The following is a 23,194-nucleotide window of genomic DNA, read 5'->3' as shown; positions in this document are numbered from 1 at the left end:
ATATTGTTAAAGAACGTTTTGAGTCGCTTTAGCGTCTCAAGGGATGCGAATAATACACCCTTTATTTTTCGAGTCAACACTTTGTTTTAAACTTTCTTTCGACAATTTAAAACCGAAGTTTCATTTAACTCTCTGAGGTAGTTCGTGCCTTGCTATGCTTCGGCGTTTCCCGTCTCAGTGGGGTCGCATTATAGGGAGATTCGAGCGGGGGTCAATGTTTTATTTCAGCTTTTTGACAATTAAATGAATTTAGTATGAAAGCTATACAAATAAAGGGCTGCGAGGCTTTTTCTGCCTATTAAATAACCAATGTATGAACGACAAAACTATGTGCATACATAAAATTATATTATTTGGCTCTGTTAGGTTAAGCCAACTAAAGTTAGTCAGTTGGCTTTTGATAAAATATTGCGTATGTCGTTAATTAAAAGCTGTAATTAAAGCCTGCGTAATAGCGCCGACCCGAATAGCTCGAGTTAAGTAATCGTGCATCGGTATCATCACCTAAACGCGTTACCGATTCCGACTTAGTTAAATTAATAACAGCAGCTGTTAAGCTTAGCCCTTCATACAAATTAACCGATGCATTAACGTCAACTTGCTCGTACGGATCTTGATATACATTTAACCCACTATTAAGGCCTAATACTGTCTCCCCTCGTTTGTTATAAGAAGCGCGCACATTAAAAGCGTCACCTTCATAATAAACAGAAGTGTTGTACTGATACTTTGCACTACCTATTAATGCCGACTGACCAAATTCTTCACCATTTAAAGTTACATCTGCTTTGTTAGTTTTGTTATAGGTGTAATTTGCGTAAAAGCCAAAACCATTATCAAAGGCATGCTGAATAAATACTTCCGCGCCTTTAGATACCGCATCGGTACCATTACCTACAGTGCTATACGGAGCTATATTAATAATACCGCCATCCACTATGTTATTTTTACCGGCAAAACTTTGCTCTACATCTATTACCAGTGGCACAACAAAGTTATCTACTTTTTTATGAAAAAGCGCCAATCCAATAGCAGAACCCTCGCTGTAATAATACTCAATAGATAAATCTGCTTGAACTGATTCAAATGGTTTCAAGTTTTTATTACCGCCACTACCGCTAAAACCAGGCAATTCATTAAATGCAGCTCTATCATCGGCCCATTCATCCGATACAAATGTAATACGTTGCTGCGCACCTAAATCGCTGTAATCAGGACGAGACATTACTTTTGCTATTGCCCCACGTATAACTAAATCGTCAGTTGCATCCCACGCTATATTAAAGCTGGGTAGTATTTGAGTATCTTTGTTTTGCTGAGTGACTAACTGATAGTCTTCTACAAAACGTGCGTCACCCGTTACTGGCTCACCTGTTGCGTCATTTGTGTGATCTAATTGGTAGGTATATAAGTCGGTAGATGAAGTAAATGTTTTAGTTTGCACAACACGCACGCCCAAATTACCTCTTACTTCACTAAACTCAAAATCGCCTTGAATATAAAAAGCAGATATTTTTTCTTCAATGTCGTAAACAAAGTTATCTTCAATACGTGTATAAGGAACATAATTAGCAGTGACCATATCGCGGTATTTATCCCAATCGATACTTGGCATTTGGTTTATATTAAAACCACCAGCAATATTACTCTCACTCGTAAATACATTTTGAGCTAATGGCATTCCACCATTCCACTGGTAGCTATCAAACTGTGTAATGCCTTGCTCGCTTGCTTCGCCCGCAGCAATATCAAAATTAGGATCTAAAAAGAAGGTATTGCCAGTTTCACGATGAAGCGTGGAGTTACGGTATTTAATACCTGTTCTAATCGTTTTTAAAAAGCCCCAATCAACATAAAAGTCGACATCAGCTTGGTAATAATCCTCTTCTAATTCACTACGTACAAAACTCGAATTTGATGAACCCGCATCACGACCGCCTCCAATACCATTTTGTAAGTTAGTTAATGTATTAGGGTCGATATTAAGTGATACATTATTTTGGTTCAGTGACCAGCCAGCAGTTTGAGAAGCATTTTGTAGAGTAGAGGCGTTTTCGCCGGCGTTTGAACTTTTATATGCAGCCTCCCAGCTTTCTTCTGGCCCTCCTTCTGATTTTGTATTACCCACAACAAAACGCGCTTTAAAATTATCGCCTTCATAAGTTAAATTAAAATCAAAGGTATCTGAAGTAGATTCTTCACGTACATAACTGCCGCGCATCCACGGAAACTGCATATCTTTTTCAATACCGCTTGCCATCGCATCGTATTGCATACCAGTGACAATAGTGCCCGACTCATCAAGATTTACATCAGTTAAAAAATCAGAATTTAAAGACCACTCTGGTATATCAATCACAGATTCTGTTCTGTCTTGCCCGAGCGTAAAGCCAAAGTAATTAAATCCAAGTTCTAAACGATTTGTTGGTCGCCATTGCGTACTAAATTGAATTCCTTCGCGCTCACGTTTTTCGTTAAGAACTGAACCTCGCACAACTTGTGGAAACCAAACGCCATTGTAACTATTACCGTTTGCATCATTAATAGCATCCCAACCATTATTGTTATCAACGGCGTTGCCATTTATATCTGAAGGTTGTCCACCGCCCGTATAGCGCCATACATTTGCATCAGTTCCGCCCGAAAGTGTTCTGTTTGTTCTTTCCTGATAGGTATAGCCAACTAATACACCAAAGTTTTCATCGTCGTTTTTCCATGAATATAAACCCGTAAACTGCGGTTCGTACTCTTTTGTAACATCAGCGTAAGTACTCTCTACATTGAATACACCTGAGTTTGCATCCATACTCAAAGGTTTTCGGCTATGCATTAATACAGTACCACCAACCCCACCTTCATCTAAGCGTGCCTCTGGCGATTTATAAACCTCTACACTTTCAATCATCGAAGACGGTAACAAAGCATAGTCAAATGAACGCGAAGGCTCACCCGGGGAAGACGCAATAAAATTACCATTAAGCTGTGTAAAAGTAAGTTCTGATGATAAACCACGAATACTGACTGACGAACCTTCCCCACCATCACGCTCAATTACCACACCGGGTACACGCTGAAGAGAGTCTGCTACATTTTTATCAGGAAATTTTCCAATATCTTCAGCGGTAATTGCATCAACCACAGAGCCAGACATACGTTTTACATCTAAGTTTTCGGCCATGCTTGAACGGATACCACGTACTTCTATTACTTCTATATCTTTTGTATGCCGCGAGTTTTCATTTTCTTGCGCAGCAAAAGCGTACGTAGAACCCAAAGCAGAAAAAATTGATACATAAAGTGACGACTTACACAATTTTGAAAAAGGAAAAGAGTTTATACTTGTTGCTATCATGTGAGAGGCTGTTCCATTTAAATCTGCTCGTAAAGCTAAAGCGAGAAGTTAGTCCTTTTACGCAAGTTATTTACGTAATGGCAAAAATTGCAGCCAATTTTACACAGCCAAACTTAACCGTTTGTTAACCAACAATATAAAATCGAATCAATCCTCTTTTAACTGTATTTATACCTATTAAATGAAAGTTAAACCCCAACCCACACAAAAAAAGCTCAATTAATAAACTAAGAGGGCTTTGTTGTATTTAATAGCTTAATAAAATAATTACAGTGCACAAATCATAAGAGTATAAAAACAAAGGGGTATTATTAGGTGTGGTAGTCAGCAGCTTACATTTTAAAAACAAAGCTGCCGGATGATATTTAAAAAGTTGAAGACTTTAAAGAGTAGATGACTTTTCAAGCGTAGTTATAACGTCTGAAAGCTCAAGCAATGTAGGCTTCCCTCCTAAATAATTTGTATCTATATGGTAACTATTGCCAACCCAGAAAGGTGCTTTAGTTGAGTTATGTCCATGTATTGAAAAGTCGACTCCATGACTTTCAACTACCTTATTTTGTTTAACTACTTCGCGATCCCATAACAAAGATTGCACAATCACTGATTTATCATCAGGGTAATTTTCCCAATTCCACGATTGCGGAAATGTATGAGACAACCCAATTTTATAGCCGCGATATTCAAGTACTATCGAAAGCGGCTTTGTTAGCAACTCATCACACATAGCATCGAGCTTTTCACTCGATACATACTTATGCCAATTGCCACCATTGTCCGTCCATAATTTAAAAGCGGCAGCATCATTACTTAGTAACGACTCCAGCATTAAATGCTCATGATTACCTAATATCAAACATGCCTTAATTTCGTGTAAGTACGCAAATAAATCATATGTTTTATCCCCGCGATCAACAAAATCGCCTAGGCAAAACAAAGTGTCGCTTTGCGGGTTAAAATTTACGTTATTAAGTGCGCTTTTTAACGCTGGTAAATCACCATCAAGATCGCCAATTACAAATACTCGGCACTTATCATTTATGAATACGGCTTGTTTTGAAGATACAGCCTGAATAGCGTTAATACCTATATCCAAAATAGACTCCTATAGAATGCAATCTAAAACTTAGATTAATACTTGAGTTTATAAAGCCTTAAGGTAACACAATATAGTTGATAATTAATGAAGGTAATAAGATTTGATTGAAACTAAAAACACATGACGGCGGATTTTTGCTACAAGCTACATAAGTAATGTAGATAGTTTTTAGCCGATAGTAAAAAGCGGCTTAGCAAAATACCTAAACAAGCTATTAGCTAGTTAACAGCACATATTTATCAGCCAGTTCATCTAAGCTTTCACGCTTATTTGGATCAGGCTTTATACAGTCAATAGGGCAAACACTTACACAAGTAGGTTTATCGTAATGCCCTACACATTCAGTACATTTACTAGCATCAATTTGATATATTTTAGCTCCCATATAAATAGCCTCATTAGGGCATTCAGGATCGCACATGTCGCAGTTAATGCATTTGTTATTTATGAGTAGAGCCACTTATAAGCCTCTTCAATTAATATCATTATAAAACAAAAAGATAGAGCTAAACTAAATGTTTTTTGACTACTTTTGATACAAGTCCAGTTCAATAATAAACCTTTATTTTTCTTTAAATCGTAGCACACATTCGTAACACACCATTTTATTTTTAGGTGTAAATTGCAGCCACGAATTATGCCTATTTTTCTCTGTTGCTTTGTTGATCTCAATCAATAAAAATCGCCGCAAGGCCTTTATTTATATAGGTTATTACAAAGTGAAGCACTCTTTATCAACGCTTACCAAAGTTCAATACACGAAAGCTAAACTAGAATGGAACCAGCTCAAACCGCCGTTTTCTATGCAGCACATAAATCGGTGTGTTATTTTGGCCACTAAAATCATCTTTTTTAAAGGAAAAGAGAATTTAAAACAAGGGACTAAAAAATTAGACACTAAGCGTTTATCTAAATATGAAGCACAACACAGTCTTCGTATCATATTTACGTTATCTAACATTGTGCCTTTTTACTCGATCTTATCTAAATCGTTTTTAGCTCCAACTGAAACCTCTAGCTTAAAGTGGTTTTGGTACGTTTCTTCAAAAGTCTTTTATTTGGTGGACTAGGTTGATTGAAGTTTAAAAAGCAGAAATATCTGACAATGTAGTTTGGCTAACAGCATAACGACTCAAAAATTTTAGCCGTTATGCTGTTTATTGCTAGATTGTTTTTAAATAAGTTACCCGGTCTTTAAACCAGCTATTAACCATACGTTGGCTAAAGCTGTTCATTGGGCTGCTGGCATTAGTACGTAATTTACCCCATGATTTTTGCAGTTTAATATCAAACGTAGTATCCAATTCATCATGTAATTGAGTAGCAATATTTAGTATTGCTAAAACGGTTAGTGGATTTTCTGTTTGTTCTATTAAGCTTTCTAAATCAGCCTTGGGAGATATCCCTTGATTAAGAGCCAAGTACTGAATAGCCCTACCTCGATTAAGTGCACTACTGTCATGTAGTTTTATTTTATTGATTAAAGGTAATAACTCATTTGCCTCACTACCAAACGATAACAGCGTATTCATTGCCCAATAGCGATCCCATTGTTCATTTGATAACAATACTGCCTTTAACTTATTTTTTACTTGTTCAAACGGTTGTAGGCTCATATCTATTATATTGATAAAGCGGGCAATATTACTTTTGTGCTTTAAACCAAAAGTATTGGGGTCATCTTTTGCAATATCGACTAAATAAGATTCAGGATAAAAAGCTAAATCGGGCATCGATCGCAGCTTTTTTTGTAATCCTGTACGCATTTCAATCACTTCATCCGTGTATTGTGGTAATAGTGCTAAATTTTCAGTTTCGAAAGGATCTTGTTCAAGGTCGTATAATGCCTCTAACGGCTTATGTTTAAAAAAAGCACTTTGTACAGAGTTTAACTTGTTAGCCTTAAATAGGTATTTCCACTCTCTGTAAGCGGCCTGTTTATAACGGTAACTTGAAAACAATCCATCTGGGTTAAAAGGTAAATAGTTACGAATATATTTATATTTACCTTTGCCAAAGCCTCTTACCATATCGTATTTTTCATCAAATCTATCGGCAAATGAAAAGTTTGTATCACGCTTATTTAAATCATCTAAACTTAAATTTTTTGACAAAAAGCTTTCGCCATCCTGCAACTTAGATTTAGGTAAACCTGCCAGTTCAAGCAAGGTAGGGGCAAAATCTATAAAACTAATAATGCCATCTACTCGAGTCGATAGCTTAGCTTGTAAATCTTTATGTAATAAATGTCGAAAATTCTTTGGTACACGAACAACTAAAGGAACATTAAGGCCTCTTTGTGAAACAAACCCTTTGCTACCTGGTAAAACACCACCATGATCACCAAAATAAAATATGAATGTATCCTCTAATAATCCTTCCTCTTTAAGCTGATTTATTACCACGCCCATCTCTTTATCTACTTTTTTATGTAAGTCGAGATAACGAGCGTACGTATATCTGAATAGTTCAGTATTGGGGTGGATAGGATCTAATTCTACTAAATTGGGATTATGTATCGTTGGTAAATTTTCTATATCGCTTTCAGGAAAGTGTAGTTTTCCTTCATGCGTGGTTTTCCACGTTTGCATATGAAAGAAAGGTTGGCCTGCTTTGCGATTATGCCAGCTCGCTCCCTTTTTTGACGAGCTCCAATTATTCTGTGGTGAGATAAAGTTATAGTCTTCTTTGGCATCATTTGACGTGTAATAACCTGCTTTAGTGAGGTAATCACTTATTGTGCTTAATTCTTTAGGTAAGTTTATACGCTCAAATGGGCGGTGATATTCCATTGCTAATTTAGCAGGATACGCCCCCAGGGCGAGCGTTGTTCTTGCTGTTGAACATACAGGCGAGTTAGAAAATGCATTATTAAACACTAAGCCTTGCTCTGCCAAAAACTCTATATTGGGCATTTCAGCGCCTTTAGCGTTATACAATTTTAAATACCGTTTCGAGTTATCCTCTGATACTAACCAAACAAAATTTGGCCTTTTTTCAATCGCTTTTTTGGAAATAGGCGAGTCATCATTCGATATAGCAGAAGACTCACAACCCGATAACAGAGCAGAGGCAAGGCATATCGTTAGTATATGTCTCATTCCTAATTTTTTTATTGTCATAATATTCATCACTTATTAAGATACAAAAATAGCGGCACTCAGTACGCTTATTTAGTTAGTTAGTTAGTTAGTTAGTTAGTTACTAGTAACCAACATCAAAAAATCGAACTGATCCAGCAGGAACAGTAACGTTCATTTTATTATCAGTTATATGAAACGCTTCTTTAGATAAAATATCTTTTACCCATTTCGCTTTTTTATGAAAATGTATAGTTACATCTCTATCTTGAGGGTCAATATAGCCTTGATCGACTAAAATAATACGGCTATGTTTCTCGTCTAACTTAATTACAGACCAAGCAGAACCTTCAACACGTATAGGTAAATTTTGTGCTCCGAGCTCAATTGAGTGTTGCATCTCTGGGTAAAATTCTTCTGCACCTATCTCTTTATCATTACTAAAACCGACTCTTCCATTTGATACAAAATAAGGGGTATTTTGTTTTTTTAATTGCGCTGCAGATTCTATAGGGGCGATTGGGATCATGCCATTTGGCATTGGCGGAATGAAATTCAACCATCTATATTGCACACCTAAGGCCGCTCTAGAATAATCATACTTTGGTAAGTTTGTACCCGCCCATTGAATTTGCCCTAAACTCATCAAAGCATTGGAGTCATTTTCACTGTAGTGATTCATTTCGTGATGATTAGTTATTGAATGAGCTAACTCTATGTCTACATCTTTTATTAGCATCCATGAACCGATTGATTGCATTGCATCTTTTTCAACAATCGGTAAAACACCCGACTTCATTAATGCAAATAGAACATTTAATCCTGGCTGCTCGGTATAACGGCTATCAAAAATAATACCCATTCTTGAACCATACGCAGCTCTTAACACGGCAGTTCTAAGGTAGGGAGATACACTGCGCTGTCCACCAGGGCTAAGAGGACGCCAACTGGTTGGGTTATCATCAACAAGTCTCATTGCGTAATCGTTAACATAACCACCTAAAAACATGCCAACTCTACCGGTAAAATTTATATCTTGCGTACGTGATGTCGTATCCTCAGCAGAAGGAACTAAAATATCAGCGTACTGCCCAGAAAAAAACATATCTTTCCAAGGTTGCTGTTGAGAAGTCGTAGCCCAAAAAACATCTTTATATCTAAAATATAATTTTGCTTTGCCTTGCTTACGCATTGCTTTGGCTAAGCGTGGCATATACTCCGAGATAAAATAAAGTACTCTTGGATCTTTCGGGTCGTGCATTTCAGCATATAAAAAGCCAAGAGCGGTATTAGGAGCGGCCTCTAATATAGCCTCCATTGTGTCAATACTAACCCCAAATGGGTCTATACCGTGACCAGACCAAACAACAAAACTTTTTCCTTTGGCCTCAAATGCCTTCGCTTTTTTAATTAATTGCTCTCGCGTATCTTTGTATTTACCTCGGCGATCTTGCTTAAGCGCAATTTTGCCTATTTTTTTAACTAATTGGCTGCGATCCCATTTTTCAGTCCATCGCTCTTGGGCTACGCTAAGAAAATCGGCACCATTGAGTTTTTCCACATCACTATTTAGCTCTGCTTTAGTTAGCATTACCCAAGGTTCATTAGATTTCTTTTGGTAACTTGGCATTTCAAAAGCTAATGTTTGTTCATACAAATCATTAATATTTTTTTCAACTTGCGCTAACCGACCGGTTAATTGATGAGGAGTGTCTAACCAATTTTTATTATTTAAATCAAAACTATAAATAGTATTACCTCCACCAATTTGGCCTGCCGCAAAAAGTTTTTCGCTAGTGGCTGATAACTCTATATCATTAAAAATAAGGCCGGTGTGCTTTTCGCCAACTTGTTTTATTAACTTTCCTTTTGCATCAATTAAATAAGTAAGCCCCCCAAATTGAAGTACTATTTCGTTATACTTAGGTAATAGTGATGTGCCGTACACATGCGCATAACGCTGTCTTTGTGCAGATGCTATTTTAAAGTCTGCAATGCGTTTAAATTTGCTATTGTAAGCAACAAACGATGCAGCAGACTTTTGACCACTTTTATAATCACCGAAAAATAATAAATCGTCTAAACCATCCTGATCTAAGTCTGCGATGTCGATATCCGTTATCATCATATTTTTAGAAATGTCTTTAACATTTCGATCTGCAGGGCTAATTTTGCTTATTACCTTCTTTGATTTAGGGTCAATAAATCCCATAAAATCCCAACGATACTTATCACGATCTAAAGTAAAAACAAATAAGCTGTCTTTGTCGCTGGATAAAAAACGACCTGATTCTATTTTGCGAACCACACCCTCTAATTTTGTTTCGCTGAGTAGTTGTCCATTACTATTTAGCTCATACAAAATAAAGTTATTCCCCCCTGCGTAAATCCGTTTTTCACCGTCAACACGTGCTACTGCAACTTCACTAAAGCGAACTTTTTTAGGTGGAGTAAATTTCCAAAGAGGGGCTACCTTATTTTTAGATGTGGTATCCCATGCATAAATACTTCCATCAGCACTTGCTGCTATTAGCTCATCAGATTGATCATTATTTAAATCCGTACTATTTATCTCAAAAAGTACTGCTTTATTTTGAGTTGCGCTTCGCCACAGCTCTTCACCATTTGAACTATAACTTGCTACAGCACCATCTAATTCAGATGTATAAACAACGGGTTGACCATTTACTGTACCACTTGTAATTTGACGAAGACCATTGCCCTGTGTCGTAAAATAATCTTGTGAAACTTCACTTGCAAAGCTGCTAACACAGAAAAGTAACGTTATTGATGCCGCGCTTAATTTATTAACAATTTTTTTCATTGATATACCCTCACCTTTAGGTGAATTGAGAAACTTTAATATAATGTGTGTGTTTTAATGCGATAGTTAAATATTTACCTACTTAATTTATAAACAGGCCCTAAAAAAACGTGTAGAGGTGCGCTCCTAAAAGATAAATTTTAGAGTGGCGTGTTTATTTAAGTTACCCGTTGTTTATTTAAAGTAGGCGTTATAAAAGCTTATATAAGCAATATAAAACTGACTAAAAGTACTTATTATTAAAATACTCATTTTAGTTTTTAGCTCTTTTATAAGTTGTTGTGGGACTAAGTAGCTGGGACTTACTTTCAGAGAATCCTTGTAAAATATTATTTATAGAAATGGTAATATTGTCGCTGTTGTTTATTAAAAACAATGAGTCATATTTTTTACGCTCAGGATATCCAGTCGTTTTTTCAATGATGTTATTTTCAAAAACTAAATGTGAAACAGAAAATAAATTGAGAATAGGCGCTTTATCAAACACTTTGAATGTGTTGCCTTTTATTACAATATTTTTGTTATATCGTGATGTTTCTTTAAACTGCTCATCAATTCCAGCGTCTACGGCTATAACCCCCTGCCCCCACTGACTATAAAAACTATTTTCAAAAATATTATTTTTAATCGTTACATCTCGAACGCCACCTTGCTCAAACCAAAAATTTGCGTCGCCTTCAAATAAAATGGCCGATCCCGATGTATGAAAATAGTTATTTTCAACTAACGTTTTACCGCGGCTATTTAACAACATACCTCTGGCTCGGTTTTTACGAATTGTATTTCCTTTAATTATGACGTGTGCATAATCTCGAACCTCAGCAACAGAATCACCTTTTTGTAACCGGCTATCAAATGGCTTAACAAACTCAATTCGCGTTACTTCATTACTAACTCGAGTACTCTTTGCAACCAAAGCTGACCCATAAGTTATCAAACTGGGGCCATGAACTAGCTCTAACTCAGTTTCTGAGCCTATAAAATCGAAACCAAATTGCTGTGGATGTTGTAGCTTAATTTCTACCGTTTTATCATCTATAATTTTATCAATTGCAGCATAAATTCCATGTATGTTAGTTGCATCATCCTTTTGACTTTCGAATAAGTTATCAATCAACTTAATTTTTCCAGTACAATTAACAAAATGCGTTGCATCCGCTGTTGTGCTTACAATACGCCCTTTGCTAGGAGAGACTTTAGAGTCTTTGATTGTAATATTATGAGATCGTTGAGCAATTACTCCCATCCCCCCTGCATGATGAATGGTAATATTATGAAGTTCGACATTGTTACTGTCTGAAATAACCACACCGGGGTAATCACGATGCTTTGCCTGAAAAACTAATATATTTCCAACTTTTGCTTTCAAATTTGGATGAAAAATTCTTACAACGTCGCCTCCATCTAGCTTTTCAGCACGTAAAGCATTTCCAGTAAATATATCTTGCGCCATATACTCAGGCTCACGCAGTGCAAAGTTAAACTCTAATACACGCTTGTATTCATATTTATATTCATCTTGCGAAATTTGTTTACGTTTAAGTCTGTCTTTACTTTTTATTCCTGAGGCTTGAAATAGCTGAGACTGAAATTTTAAAATACCGGCCTCATTAATCTTATAAGGGAATTGGTCTGTAAATTTTAAATCTAAATACCCTTTTCCAGCACCAACAATTAATGCTTCGGAGTGAAAAGCCCGAGAAAAGTCGATAGAAAAATTACGAAGTATAATATGACTACTTTCATCTAAAATAAATGGCACTAAACCACCATGAAAAATAAAAGTAGAGTTATTTCCATCTATTTCAAGATTATTAAATAATGACAAAGGAAATGTAATACGTTTAATACCTGGGTCATTATTGCTTATATACATTAATCTATCGGCGGCTCGCTCTTCATAAAAGTCGTACCGACCTTTAGGAAAAGTGATTTTTGTTGCACCGATTTTTTTAGCCTCTTGCAAAGCTTTATATAAGCTATGGGTACTGTCGGATCCTGTATCTTTAATCGCGCCAAAGTCGCTTATATCTATCACTTTATCATTTGCAATAGTGCACAAGCTAAATAGAAATAGAGATAGAGATAAACTCAAAGTGAATTTAACGACAGAAATAAACATAAAAGATCCTTTGCCATATAATTTGATTGAAGTTACTTAATAGAGCCGTCGTCTATTAAAGTGCCTTTAGAGCTATCATCAACGATAAGCACTCGTTGTACTTTGCCATTATAAGTATTGTTTTTAAGTTCAATATTTTCACTGTTAACAAACTCAAAAAGTGGGCTATCTGGATGCAATACAGGCTGGTTAATATTACGATTAATCGTATTACCCGACACCGTTAAACCGCCAACTCTATCAGCCCAAACAATACGATTACCAAAGCTATTTATTGTGTTATTTTCAAATCGAATGTTGCGATCGTATATCTCATCTTGATTAAAACTTGTGCTAAGTCTTGGTGTTATGTTTAAAACCGCATGAGGTTTCCCTGCATAAGCTACATAGTCAAAAGTATTGTTTCTTATGAGTACGTCCTCTACTGCACCCGATTCGTACCAAAAGAAGGTTTCTCCACGAAACAAAATTGATGACATCATTGATGAAAAGAAATTATCTTCAATAACGGTTTTTAATGGTGTTTTTAAAACTACATTACGCGCGCGGTGGTTTTTAATGATGGTTTTACGCATTGTGAAAGTAGGGTTCCACGTTTTATTTTCTAACAAGTCACCTTTGGTAAGCTGTTTTGGCAAGCTATCTTTGAACTTAATCTGCGTATAATTTTCATTAATTATGTTTACCGATTCAACTATATTTATATTTTCTCTTTTGGTATTTGGCTGGTGTATAAACCAAATTTCATCACCTTGACCAGTAAACTCAAATCCTGTTTGCTCAAAGTGACCAAACTTGACCAATACAGTGTGACTATCAATTATTTTGTCAACTATGGTGTAAGTACCATGTACGTTTGCACCGTCATCTAGCATATTTTCAAAACGACTATTTTCTATTAAAATATCGCCCTTACAATTAGCAAAGTGAGTTGCATCAGCCGTTGTAGAAATTAAGCGCTCTGAACCATCACGTAAATAAACGCCTGAGTTTAGAATCTGAATGTCTTCACTTTTTTCAAATAAAAACCCCATTCCTAAAGCGTGATGTATAACTACATTATCAAACACTATATTTTTAGAATTTTTCACTTGAAAAGCAGGTGCGTACCGATGTGTTTCTCTGTCGCCTTTTGAGCTTGTTAACGAGCCAATCGGAGGGTGATTTTTAAGTTTTTCGTGAATTCTTAAAACACCATTTCCTAAGTCTTCTACGTTATCTGACTTGCTTTTACTGTCTATACCACCATGAACAACTCGCTTTTCATTTTTATCCCAAGCAAGTGTAGAGCCTAAATAGTCATAACTAAATCCATCAACATTTGGGAACCGAATTTTTCCTCCTTTAAGATCCCACTGATGATCGCCTTTAACAGGCCTTACGTCTCGATACCCTTGTTTCTCATTTACTGCCAGTACTTCAGCTACAAACGTAAACGGTATATCCCAATCAATAGTAATGTTGCTAACTTTAACGCTTTTATTATTATAAAATTCAAATGGCGCTATTTGCCCATGAAAAATAAATTCAGACCCAGCACCTTCAATTTCAACTGAGTCAAAACCATCTAAAGAAAAAGCTATTTTTTTTAATCCATTACCATGATTGGTAATTCGTCGGTACTCACTTGATGCATATTCAGGTAAAAACTTATAAGTCCCTTTCTTAAATACAATTTTTAAATCTTTATCTTTTACATTTTTCAGAGCGCTGCGAATAATCGGGGTCATATCCTGCGCTACCGGTTCAAAAGTTAAAACCTCTTTAGCGTACAACTGCATAGAAAGCAGCGGTAAAGCACTTAAAATTAAGGGGATTACTTTAGTTTTATAATTCATTCTTATGTCTCAATTTTTTATGGGTTGTGTTTATGATCTTAATTGAACGCTCAGAATTAATATTTCTGAGCGCTCAGCGCCTAAGCTACTGAAATTTCTTTCGGTATATATGCTCTATTTCGCTGTAATACGGCGTTTTAGGCTTTGGCATGTAGGCTGGCCATTGGATTGGTGAATACACTTTATCACCCGGTATATTTACTGAATCAGGATGGTGTAATCGATAGCTTTCACATTGAGTACTTACACAATTTTTACCCCATATATCAAGCACCTCTTTAACTGCTCGCTCAGACTCTGGATATGCACCCTTGTCGTCTGTTTTGGCAATCCAATCGAGTAAAATTTGGCGATGACGTAAGAGCTCTTTTTTATACTTAGGCAATGCAGCTAAATTTTTAATTTGGTCAGGGTCTGATTGCAGATCATATAACTCCTCTACCGGCTTTGTTGCAGAATAGTATGCTGCTTGCACTGGGGTTAGCTTACCTTCTTCATATAAAGCACGAGCCTCTATAGAGTATTGTTTTTTATCGCGGTATTGCGGTTGAGCGCTCGAAAGCTCTGGATGAAATTGGCGTATGTAACGGTATTTTTCAGTTCGTACGCTTCTCGCTCTGTCAAATGTATAATCCATTCGATCTTTGGCTGAAATAACGTAATCTCGACCTGAAAACTCTTCAGAAAAAACATTCTTACCGTCATAATAAGAAGGAATATCAATCCCGGCTAAAGCAAGGCTGGTTGCTGGTATATCTAAACCGCTGATCAAATCATTTCTTACAGCACCTTTACCTTTTAATAGCTCTTTACCTGCAGGCCAACTGATAATTAAAGGTACTTTTACGCCATCCTCATAAAGCTCCTGTTTGTGACGAAGTAACAGCATGCCATGATCTGAAAACCAAAAAATTGCAGTGTTTTCTAATATATTATTGTCATCTAACTCTTTTAAAATTTGGCCTAATTCGATATCAGACAAAACTTGAGTTTTATAATGCTTTGCCCATTCAGCGCGTGTTGCCGGGGTATCTGCATAATAAGGTGGAAGCGTCATTTTATCAGGGTCGACTTGAGGAACGTCTTTACCCTTAAAGTTATGATGCTTTCCGCCTTGTAGCTGTATCTGACCAAAAAACGGTTTATTTTTAAGGTTTTTAGCCCAATCAAATTTAGTGCCGTCATGTGCACCTTGAAAGCCCGCTTTTCCTTCGTGAGCATTGTAAAGTTTGCTACGATCATACTTAAAATTGTAATCATCTTTACCAATATTAAATGTCTGATATCCAGCATCAACAAACAGCTCTGGAACCGTTTTATATCCTTCTGGTAAAAAAGTCGCATTGTAACTGGCACGACTAGAACGATGATTTTGAAGGCCCAAGGTCGTTTGATATTGCCCTGTAATTAATGCTGAACGTGTTGCAGAACACACTGGAGCAGGCTGGTGTGCATTTGTAAAACGAACGCCTTGATCTGCAAATTGTTTAATATTTGGTGTTGATACAGTGTAATCACCCCAAGCATTATTCCACGGATTTTGATCCTCCATATAAATCCACAAAATATTTGTCGGTTTTTTTTGATTAACGGCTAATTTAGTTTTATCTATATTTTTAATACTTTTTGAGGTACTCACCTCTACATTAGCGTGTGCGCTAACTGTAATTAGCATTGTTATTGGTAAAAAAATTCTAAGTAACATAAAAGGCCTTTTATAAAAAATGATACAAGCAATTAAATGTATCAATAAGTTGAAATACAGAACCGTTTGTTATTTTCATCCAAGAAAAACACTCCTCAGCTAACTACTCTAAAGTAATGCTTTTCCCTTCCACGATTAATCAGCCAATCGCAGCTAGGCAAATATCGCCGCGACCACTGCAACACGGGCTATCTGCTTACTGGCTAATTAATACAACTGAATCTGAAATTAATTTTTCTCCACTAGCAGTCACTTTTATTTCCCCTAGCATGTTTTTATTACTTTTAACGATTAACATGGCTTTGCCGTAAAAGGCATGACGATAATCAGCTTGAAATGGGGCTGTTGTTGCCGAATCACCATTTCCGACCCCAATAATTTCGCCAGCACCTTCAACTTTAAAATTAATTTTATTATCAGCATCAGGAACTAAATTACCGTCTTTGTCTGTAATCTCTACGGTGATATAAGAAAGATCATAACCATCTGCGCTCAGTATTTTTCTATCAGGAGATAGCGCTATTTGAGCTGCTTTACCTGCTGTTTTAACCGTTTTAACAGAAACCACTTTATTATTTGTATATGCTACAACCTTAATTTCACCAGGTTGATACTCTACGTCCCAACGCAGTCGATACGGAGAATCAAAGTATTTAACCGACTTGTCGTAACGTAGGCTGACAGGTAAGCGTACTTTATCTTCACCTTTTCGTTTTCTTCCTTTAGATTGACCATTTACAAATAACTCAACCTCTTCAGCATTTGTATATGCAAAAACAGGGATTGTTTCACCGACTTTTTCGGGCCAGTTCCAATGTGGTAATACGTGTACCATTGGTTTTTTTGTCCACTGGCTTTGGTAAAGGTAAAATCTATCTTTTTTAAATCCAACTAAATCAACAGCCCCAAATGATGAACTTCGTGCTGGCCAATCTTGATTCCAATAAAACTTATTTCCATGATCACGACCACCGTAAGGCGTAGGCTCGCCAATATAGTCAAAACCTGTCCATATATACTCACCCATAACACTTGGATTATTCTTTAAATTTTCGAATTCTATATCTGGGATATAAGCCCAAGGAGGAGTGATCACATCAAAACTGGTGACATATTTAGACTCATGCTTATTATATTTTTCAATTGGGAAATGATACACACCACGCGTACTTACAACAGATGATGTCTCCGTTCCTACAATTATCCAATCGGGGTGTGCTTGCTTAATTTCTTGATATTTATAAGCCTTATAATTTAGACCCACAATGTCCATTTCTTGTGCCATGCCTTTATCTATAAAGTCAGGGTACATGCTCAAGCCATTGGTAACTAAACGGGTAGGGTCTTCGTCATGTGCAATACGTTGTAAATTTTTAGCAACTTTCCAACCGTCATCTGTGCGCTGCTCCATAACCTCATTACCAATACTCCACATGATTACTGAAGGGTTGTTACGGTATTGTTTGATCATGTCTCGTAAATCGCGGTCATGCCACTGTTCAAAGTTCTTATTGTATCCATTTACTACAGCAGGTTTTTCAATTTCCCACATATCGAAAGATTCAACTTGCAATAAAATTCCCATTTTATCAGCCAATTCAACCAACTCTGGTGATGGAGGGTTATGAGAAGTTCGAACAGAGTTAGCGCCCATTTCTTTCATTATTTCTAGCTTTCTTTCAATAGCACGCTTATTAACAATAGCGCCTAGCGGCCCATTGTCGTGGTGTAAACAAACACCCTGAATTTGAACTCTTCGGTCATTGAGCCAAAAGCCATCGTCAGCCTTAAATTCAATTTTTCGAACACCTAGCGGTACAGAATTTACATCAACAGTTTTTCCATCTTTTACAACGCTAGTAACTACCGTATATCTATATGGATCTTCAGTGTCCCATAGCCTAGGTTGACTAATTTTAAGTTGATGTTGGATTTTATGTTCACTATTTGCAGGTAATATAAGATCTAGAGCTGTCTCATCGACTACAACACCCTCAGCTGATTTTATACTTGTTTTTATAACAACAGCTTGAGACACTTTTTCGGTATTAATAACAGTGGTTTTATAATCAACAATCGCTTTATTTTTTGTAATAGCTGGGGTTGAAACAAATGTTTCCCATTGCTTAATATGTACTTTGTCGTTAATTTCAAGCCAAGTATTACGATAAATACCTGCTCCTGAGTACCAACGAGCTGAAAAATTTTCAGGAGATAACTTTACTGAAATCACATTTTCATCGCCTGGGTTGTTTAGATAAGGTGTAATATCAAATTCAAACGCAATATACCCAAATGGACGACTGATAACCTTATTTCCATTAACAAAAATTTCAGTGTTCGACATTGCACCATCGAAGGTGATAGAAACTGATTTCCCAAGGGTCGATTTTGCTAAAGTAAAATGCTTTCGATACCACGCTGTTCCAAATACCGGTAAACCACCATTTCTAGCACTGTAAGTTTTATCAAATGGTCCTTCAATTGCCCAGTCGTGAGGCAAGTTTAACGTTCGCCATTTTGAATCTTCAAATTTGCTTTTATCTGCACCAACGTGCTCACCTTTGGCAAATAACCAACCATCATTAAAACTTTCTCTCTCATTATTTGCCCAAGAATTAGCACTAATCATGCTTATTAGCATAATTAGTACTTTTAATGGCTTATATTTATTTACAAAATTGAAGTTCAAAATACTATTCCTGTATGACTTATTAAATAGGGATAACGTTATCCTTAAAAATTAAACTTAATTGAACGGTATGTCAATATCGCATTAACTTTATATAAACTTAAAAATCATATAAAAAAACATAAACAACTGATATTCATCGTAAAATAAATAGTTATGTTCCTCGTTCTTTACAATAAATTACATTGGGAGTTAATCAGGATAAACAGCAGGGGGGATCGTTATCCTAAGAGGAGGTAATTAAAACAAGTTAAATATAGGAGCTGATAACCTACAAATCTATTTTTTTAACTGATTTGCGCACAACTAAAGTAGGCATAAATAAATGCGTTCTTTGAACTATATCTTCTTTTTCTAAAGTCATTTGTAGTGACAGCTTTGTAGCATACTCAGACATTTCAATAATAGGGTAACGAATGGTCGTCAGTGCTGGGCGACATTTATGTGCTATATCAAGATCATCAAACCCCATAACAGATACGTCTTCAGGTACTCTTTTGCCTATATCAAATAGCGCGTTCATGAGGCATACCGCCATTTCATCATTGTAAGCAACAATCGCTGTGAAATTTGCGTTTCTTTTGTATAACTCTTTAACAGCATACACACAATATTCTTCAATATTCGAAACAACGTCTTTTACAGGACTGTGTTCAACAATATTTTCTTCAGGGATTGGGATCCCTTTTGATTGAAAAAATTGACGAACACCTCGAATACGTTCTTCTTGATCGTTGTTGAGATTTAAACTGACTAAAGCGATATCTCTATGGCCTTGGCTGTATAAATAATCAGCCGTCATTCGCCCACCTGATACATTATCAAGCCAAACACATCTTGACGCTAATTCAGGTATAAAGCGGTTAATAAAAACTAAACCTGGAATTTTTTCAGCGAGATCTTTTAAATCATCAACAGAGCCAGACTTACTGTGCAAAATAATATTTTCGCAACCGTGCTCTCGAAATGAGTTTATGGCATCTATTTCGTGCTCAGGATCGTTATGTGAATTACGCATCATTACTTGAAATGACTTTTGGCGTGCTGCGGTCTCTGCACCAAAAGCAATAGAGCCAAAAAAAGGCTTGTGAAGTGCTGGAGTAACAATACCAACTAGCTCAGATCTTCTACTCACTAATGCTCTTGCATTGGTGTTGGGTCTATAACCCATTTCATCAATTACTTTTTGAACTTTAGCTCGACATTTTTTACCTACCTTCCCTTCTCCTCGCACTACACGAGAAACCGTTGAAGGTGATACATCCGCTACGCGGGCAACATCCTTTATAGTGACCATTGAGTTTAAGTTCTCCAAGAATAGTTAAGATAATTAATTTGTGCTAACGTTATCCCATAATTTTGCTCTTTTCAAATGAAAAATCTACATATCGCCTGATTATAACCATAAAAATAAGGTGGTTAAGCATTAGTGAGAAACCATGATCCAATTAAATAATAAAGACGTGATGCTTAAACAAAAAATATTGCTCGGTATCGGCTTTCTTGGAATATTTTTCTCTCATCAAGGTATCGGTATTTTAGCTATTCCTTATTACCAAATGACACTCGGTGTAGATCCTTTTTTCTTAGCCTTGGCTATAAAAGCTCCTGTTTTCGTAGCTAGTTTCATTTCCCCACTAGTTGGTTATTGGTCAGATAAATTACAAACCCCCTACGGTAGAAGAAGACCTTTTTTATTCGTATTCCCTTGGCTTTCATGTATCGTTTTTGGGTTTATTTGGATGGTACCTATTCATTGGGCGCAAACATACCAGCTATATTATTTTTCATTCATGGCGCTTTTATTTTATGCCTTTAATGCGTGTTGGACATTACCAATGAAGTGCTTGGCCTACGAGGCATCTAACAACTATCACGAACGAACAAAAGTTATGGCCTTTGTTACTTACTTTTTAAAATTAGGGGGTATTACCTATCATTGGATATTCCCTTTAGCAAAGCTAAGTATTTTTGGTGGGGTTGTGTTGGGCATGCAATATGTGGGTTGGGGTGTTGCTATAGTATGTTTGGGTTGCTTTGGTATGCTACCGGCTCTATTTCTAAAAGAGCGTGATTACAAAAAGACTGAAGTTAATAAAAATCTCCCTTTACTTTCAAGCTTAAACGCAATTATAAAAAATAAAAACATGAAGATTTTGCTCATTTTAATTGCTGTACAACTTACAGTTGGAAGCTTTGCAGCAAGCATGGATTACTACGTATTAGTCTACTACATGAATGACGGCAATATTCTGGCTGGCGCTACATCTAAAGGCATACTTTCGAGCTCATACGCAATTGCAGGTATTGCTGCAATTTACGTGCTGACATCCCTTTCTACACGTATAGGTAAAGTAAATACCTTAAAGTGGTCTTATAGAGTAACTATTATCGGCGGCTTTGCTAAGTGGTTTATATACCAACCTGGTAATGATTGGTGGTTGGTTTTAGATGCTATTTTATGTTGCTCAATTTGGGCCAGCATTGGTGTCATTGTATCTTCAATGATTGCAGATCAAATAGATGCTGATGAAGTTGCAAACAAAGTTCGTAGAGAAGGTTTGTTTGCCTCTTTGCAATACTGGATTATTGCAATTGCAAGTACCATTGCCATGATAGGCTCAGGGTTAACATTAAATTTAATCGGTTTTGACGCCTTACTTGGAATCAATCAATCACCTACCTCTCTTTTATTGATGAGAGTTATTTTGGTTGCGGGTACAATTATTTCGGCTGTTGTAGGTTATTTTTTTATTAGTAAATACAGTCTTGATGAAGAAGCATTTGAAAAAATAAAGCACCAATTAGCGGAAAAACATAGCCCGACGCCTTAAATTTATAAATGTAATGTGGCTTTTAATTTTAATTATATCAAACCACTATTATAAATCTCTATAGAGTTAACCGACCTTTGTACTGGTCGATTAACTCTATAGGCGTATTAAATCCGTGTGTAGCGTTTATAACTTAAGGTTCAAGTCTTATTTCAATAGACTGAAGTAGTTATAAGTATTTCTATCTTTTATTTTTTGAGCAAAGCCCATTCCTAAGTTTTTAAGCTGCTGCGCATTATTATAAGCGCCCATTTTGAGTTTTAATTCACTCACGGCCTGCGCTGTTGAGCCAATGCTATCTAGCGCTAAAAAGTACAAATAAGCGTATTGCACGTTATTACTCTCAAGTGTCATTGCGTGTTTAAATGAATCAACTGCAGCGGGTTTGTTACCGCTTCTAATAAGCGCCATACCGTTTGCATAATGTAGCGGCGCAGAGGTAGGTACTGCTTTTAAACCACTATTTAACGTGCTTTGCATTTTTGCTGTTTGACCAAGGCGATAATAAATATCGGCTAAATTTACATAACTTGCATCAAAGTAAGGGTCAACGCTAATGCCTTTTTGTAACGACGTTATAGCACCGTTTATGTCTTGTTTATTAAGCGCGAGCATACTTTGATTGATGTTACCTTCACCGCGCCATGTATTGACGGTATTAGCGTGTGCAAGCTCTATAATTGATTGATTAAGCCCGTTTAACTGCGCTGTTGTTTGGCTTAGGTTTTGCGCAGCAGCAACACGCACCGACTTTAATTTGTCGGTTAATAGTTGCTTGTAGCTTTTTAAGCGCTCTGCTTCGGGGAGTAAAAAGCCCACTTTAGCAATCGCTAAGCGAATAAGCGGAAGCGGCGAGTTAACCCAACTTTTTACTGTGGCATCGTTTAGCTCAGCGCCCGAATTACCTAAATAGGCAATTGCACTGGCGCGGTCTATTTCATTTAACGAAAAGTCATTAATTAAGCTCATATGTGCATTTTGCGATATCGCTTTTAATGAGCGCAGTTCAAGCATACTGTGCTCGCTTGCACTTAATGCCGGTGCTTTACCATGCCATTTTTCAAGCGTGCTTGCTGCCCATTCGTTTGTTTGACCGTCGTGGCATTGCACACACGCATTGGGTGTATCGTATTTTATTGATATGTCAGGGCGCGGAATTTTAAAGCTGTGGTCGCGCCTGTCATCAACGCCCATGTATCTGTTGGTTGGCATGTGGCAGCTAACACATTGTGCGCCGGTTGATTGTTCTTTATGGCGATGATGCTCGGGTTTGTTATATTCGCTGGCACTGTGGCACTGTAAGCACAGCCCATTTGTTTTTGTTTTAACTTTCATGGTGTGTTTATCGTGGCAGTCAACACAGTTAACTCCGGCTTTGTACATTTTACTTTGTGCAAAAGAGCCAAACACATACACTTCTTCTTTAATTTGGCCATCGGCGTGATACAAATTTGGTTCTAAAAATGAAGGACTAAATTGGTCTAAAAACGCTTGGCTGTTATCAAAGCCATCGGTTAATGGGCTTCGAAGCGAATGACACGCATAACAGCCTTGCATAAAGCTGTTATCGCGCGGCTCACCTTGCCAAGTAGCAATTTTATTATCGCCAATTATTTTCCACTGCGACATATTGGTAGGGCTTGTTTGA

At 36.7% G+C, this 23,194-nt stretch carries 12 protein-coding genes; 1 reads left to right on the top strand and 11 read right to left on the bottom strand.

What is annotated here, in order from left to right:
• Positions 1-424: 424 nt before the first annotated feature.
• The 10 genes from I6F40_RS18980 to I6F40_RS18935 form a co-directional block, all read right to left on the bottom strand.
• Positions 425-3,352, bottom strand: coding sequence for a TonB-dependent receptor (locus tag I6F40_RS18980; RefSeq protein WP_197193316.1), 2,928 nt, complete (start codon positions 3,350-3,352; stop codon positions 425-427).
• Between the two features lie 382 nt (positions 3,353-3,734).
• The gene (locus I6F40_RS18975) at positions 3,735-4,448 is read right to left on the bottom strand and encodes a metallophosphoesterase (RefSeq protein ID WP_197193315.1); all 714 of its coding nucleotides are present in this window, start codon (positions 4,446-4,448) and stop codon (positions 3,735-3,737) included.
• A 217-nt stretch (positions 4,449-4,665) separates the two neighbouring features.
• Positions 4,666-4,911 carry a YfhL family 4Fe-4S dicluster ferredoxin gene (locus tag I6F40_RS18970; RefSeq protein ID WP_024594128.1) on the bottom strand — a complete coding sequence of 82 codons (246 nt, stop codon included), beginning with the start codon at positions 4,909-4,911 and terminating at the stop codon, positions 4,666-4,668.
• A gap of 703 nt (positions 4,912-5,614) precedes the next feature.
• Positions 5,615-7,552 carry a sulfatase family protein gene (locus I6F40_RS18965; RefSeq protein ID WP_076916434.1) on the bottom strand — a complete coding sequence of 646 codons (1,938 nt, stop codon included), beginning with the start codon at positions 7,550-7,552 and terminating at the stop codon, positions 5,615-5,617.
• Positions 7,553-7,655: 103 nt separating this feature from the next.
• Positions 7,656-10,355, bottom strand: coding sequence for a hypothetical protein (locus tag I6F40_RS18960; protein ID WP_166379562.1), 2,700 nt, complete (start codon positions 10,353-10,355; stop codon positions 7,656-7,658).
• A gap of 253 nt (positions 10,356-10,608) precedes the next feature.
• On the bottom strand, positions 10,609-12,477 hold the full coding sequence (locus I6F40_RS18955) for a right-handed parallel beta-helix repeat-containing protein (protein WP_024594240.1): 1,869 nt from the start codon (positions 12,475-12,477) through the stop codon (positions 10,609-10,611).
• Between the two features lie 32 nt (positions 12,478-12,509).
• Positions 12,510-14,315 (bottom strand): alpha-1,3-galactosidase-related protein, encoded by a 1,806-nt coding sequence (locus tag I6F40_RS18950; protein WP_166379566.1) that lies wholly within the window; start codon positions 14,313-14,315, stop codon positions 12,510-12,512.
• 85 nt (positions 14,316-14,400) lie between these two features.
• Entirely contained in the window at positions 14,401-16,020 is a 1,620-nt protein-coding gene (locus I6F40_RS18945) for a sulfatase family protein (protein WP_024594238.1), read from the bottom strand.
• 196 nt (positions 16,021-16,216) lie between these two features.
• Positions 16,217-18,712 carry a glycoside hydrolase family 2 gene (locus I6F40_RS18940; protein ID WP_024594237.1) on the bottom strand — a complete coding sequence of 832 codons (2,496 nt, stop codon included), beginning with the start codon at positions 18,710-18,712 and terminating at the stop codon, positions 16,217-16,219.
• A 271-nt stretch (positions 18,713-18,983) separates the two neighbouring features.
• Positions 18,984-20,009 carry a LacI family DNA-binding transcriptional regulator gene (locus I6F40_RS18935; protein ID WP_024594236.1) on the bottom strand — a complete coding sequence of 342 codons (1,026 nt, stop codon included), beginning with the start codon at positions 20,007-20,009 and terminating at the stop codon, positions 18,984-18,986.
• 142 nt (positions 20,010-20,151) lie between these two features.
• Here I6F40_RS18935 and I6F40_RS18930 point away from each other — a divergent pair, with 142 nt between their 5' ends.
• Entirely contained in the window at positions 20,152-21,546 is a 1,395-nt protein-coding gene (locus tag I6F40_RS18930; RefSeq protein ID WP_024594235.1) for an MFS transporter, read from the top strand.
• A 147-nt stretch (positions 21,547-21,693) separates the two neighbouring features.
• Here I6F40_RS18930 and I6F40_RS18925 read toward each other — a convergent pair.
• Positions 21,694-23,194: cytochrome c3 family protein (locus tag I6F40_RS18925; RefSeq protein ID WP_197193314.1), on the bottom strand; the 1,501-nt coding region annotated here is incomplete at its 5' end.

The organism is Pseudoalteromonas sp. SWXJ133, from assembly GCF_015864365.1.
GTDB classification, from domain to species: Bacteria; Pseudomonadota; Gammaproteobacteria; order Enterobacterales; family Alteromonadaceae; genus Pseudoalteromonas; species Pseudoalteromonas arctica.
Note: the sequence above shows the minus strand (reverse complement) of the source record. Positions and strands in the feature narration are given on the sequence as shown.

Bases quoted from the DNA above. Each gene is read 5' to 3' on its own strand.
- I6F40_RS18945 (WP_024594238.1), bottom strand. From the start codon at position 16,020: ATGTTACTTAGAATTTTTTTACCAATAACAATGCTAATTACAGTTAGC.
- I6F40_RS18980 (WP_197193316.1), bottom strand. From the start codon at position 3,352: ATGATAGCAACAAGTATAAACTCTTTTCCTTTTTCAAAATTGTGTAAG.
- I6F40_RS18965 (WP_076916434.1), bottom strand. From the start codon at position 7,552: ATGAGACATATACTAACGATATGCCTTGCCTCTGCTCTGTTATCGGGT.
- I6F40_RS18950 (WP_166379566.1), bottom strand. From the start codon at position 14,315: ATGAATTATAAAACTAAAGTAATCCCCTTAATTTTAAGTGCTTTACCG.
- I6F40_RS18930 (WP_024594235.1), top strand. From the start codon at position 20,152: ATGATCCAATTAAATAATAAAGACGTGATGCTTAAACAAAAAATATTG.
- I6F40_RS18935 (WP_024594236.1), bottom strand. From the start codon at position 20,009: ATGGTCACTATAAAGGATGTTGCCCGCGTAGCGGATGTATCACCTTCA.
- I6F40_RS18955 (WP_024594240.1), bottom strand. From the start codon at position 12,477: ATGTTTATTTCTGTCGTTAAATTCACTTTGAGTTTATCTCTATCTCTA.
- I6F40_RS18960 (WP_166379562.1), bottom strand. From the start codon at position 10,355: ATGAAAAAAATTGTTAATAAATTAAGCGCGGCATCAATAACGTTACTT.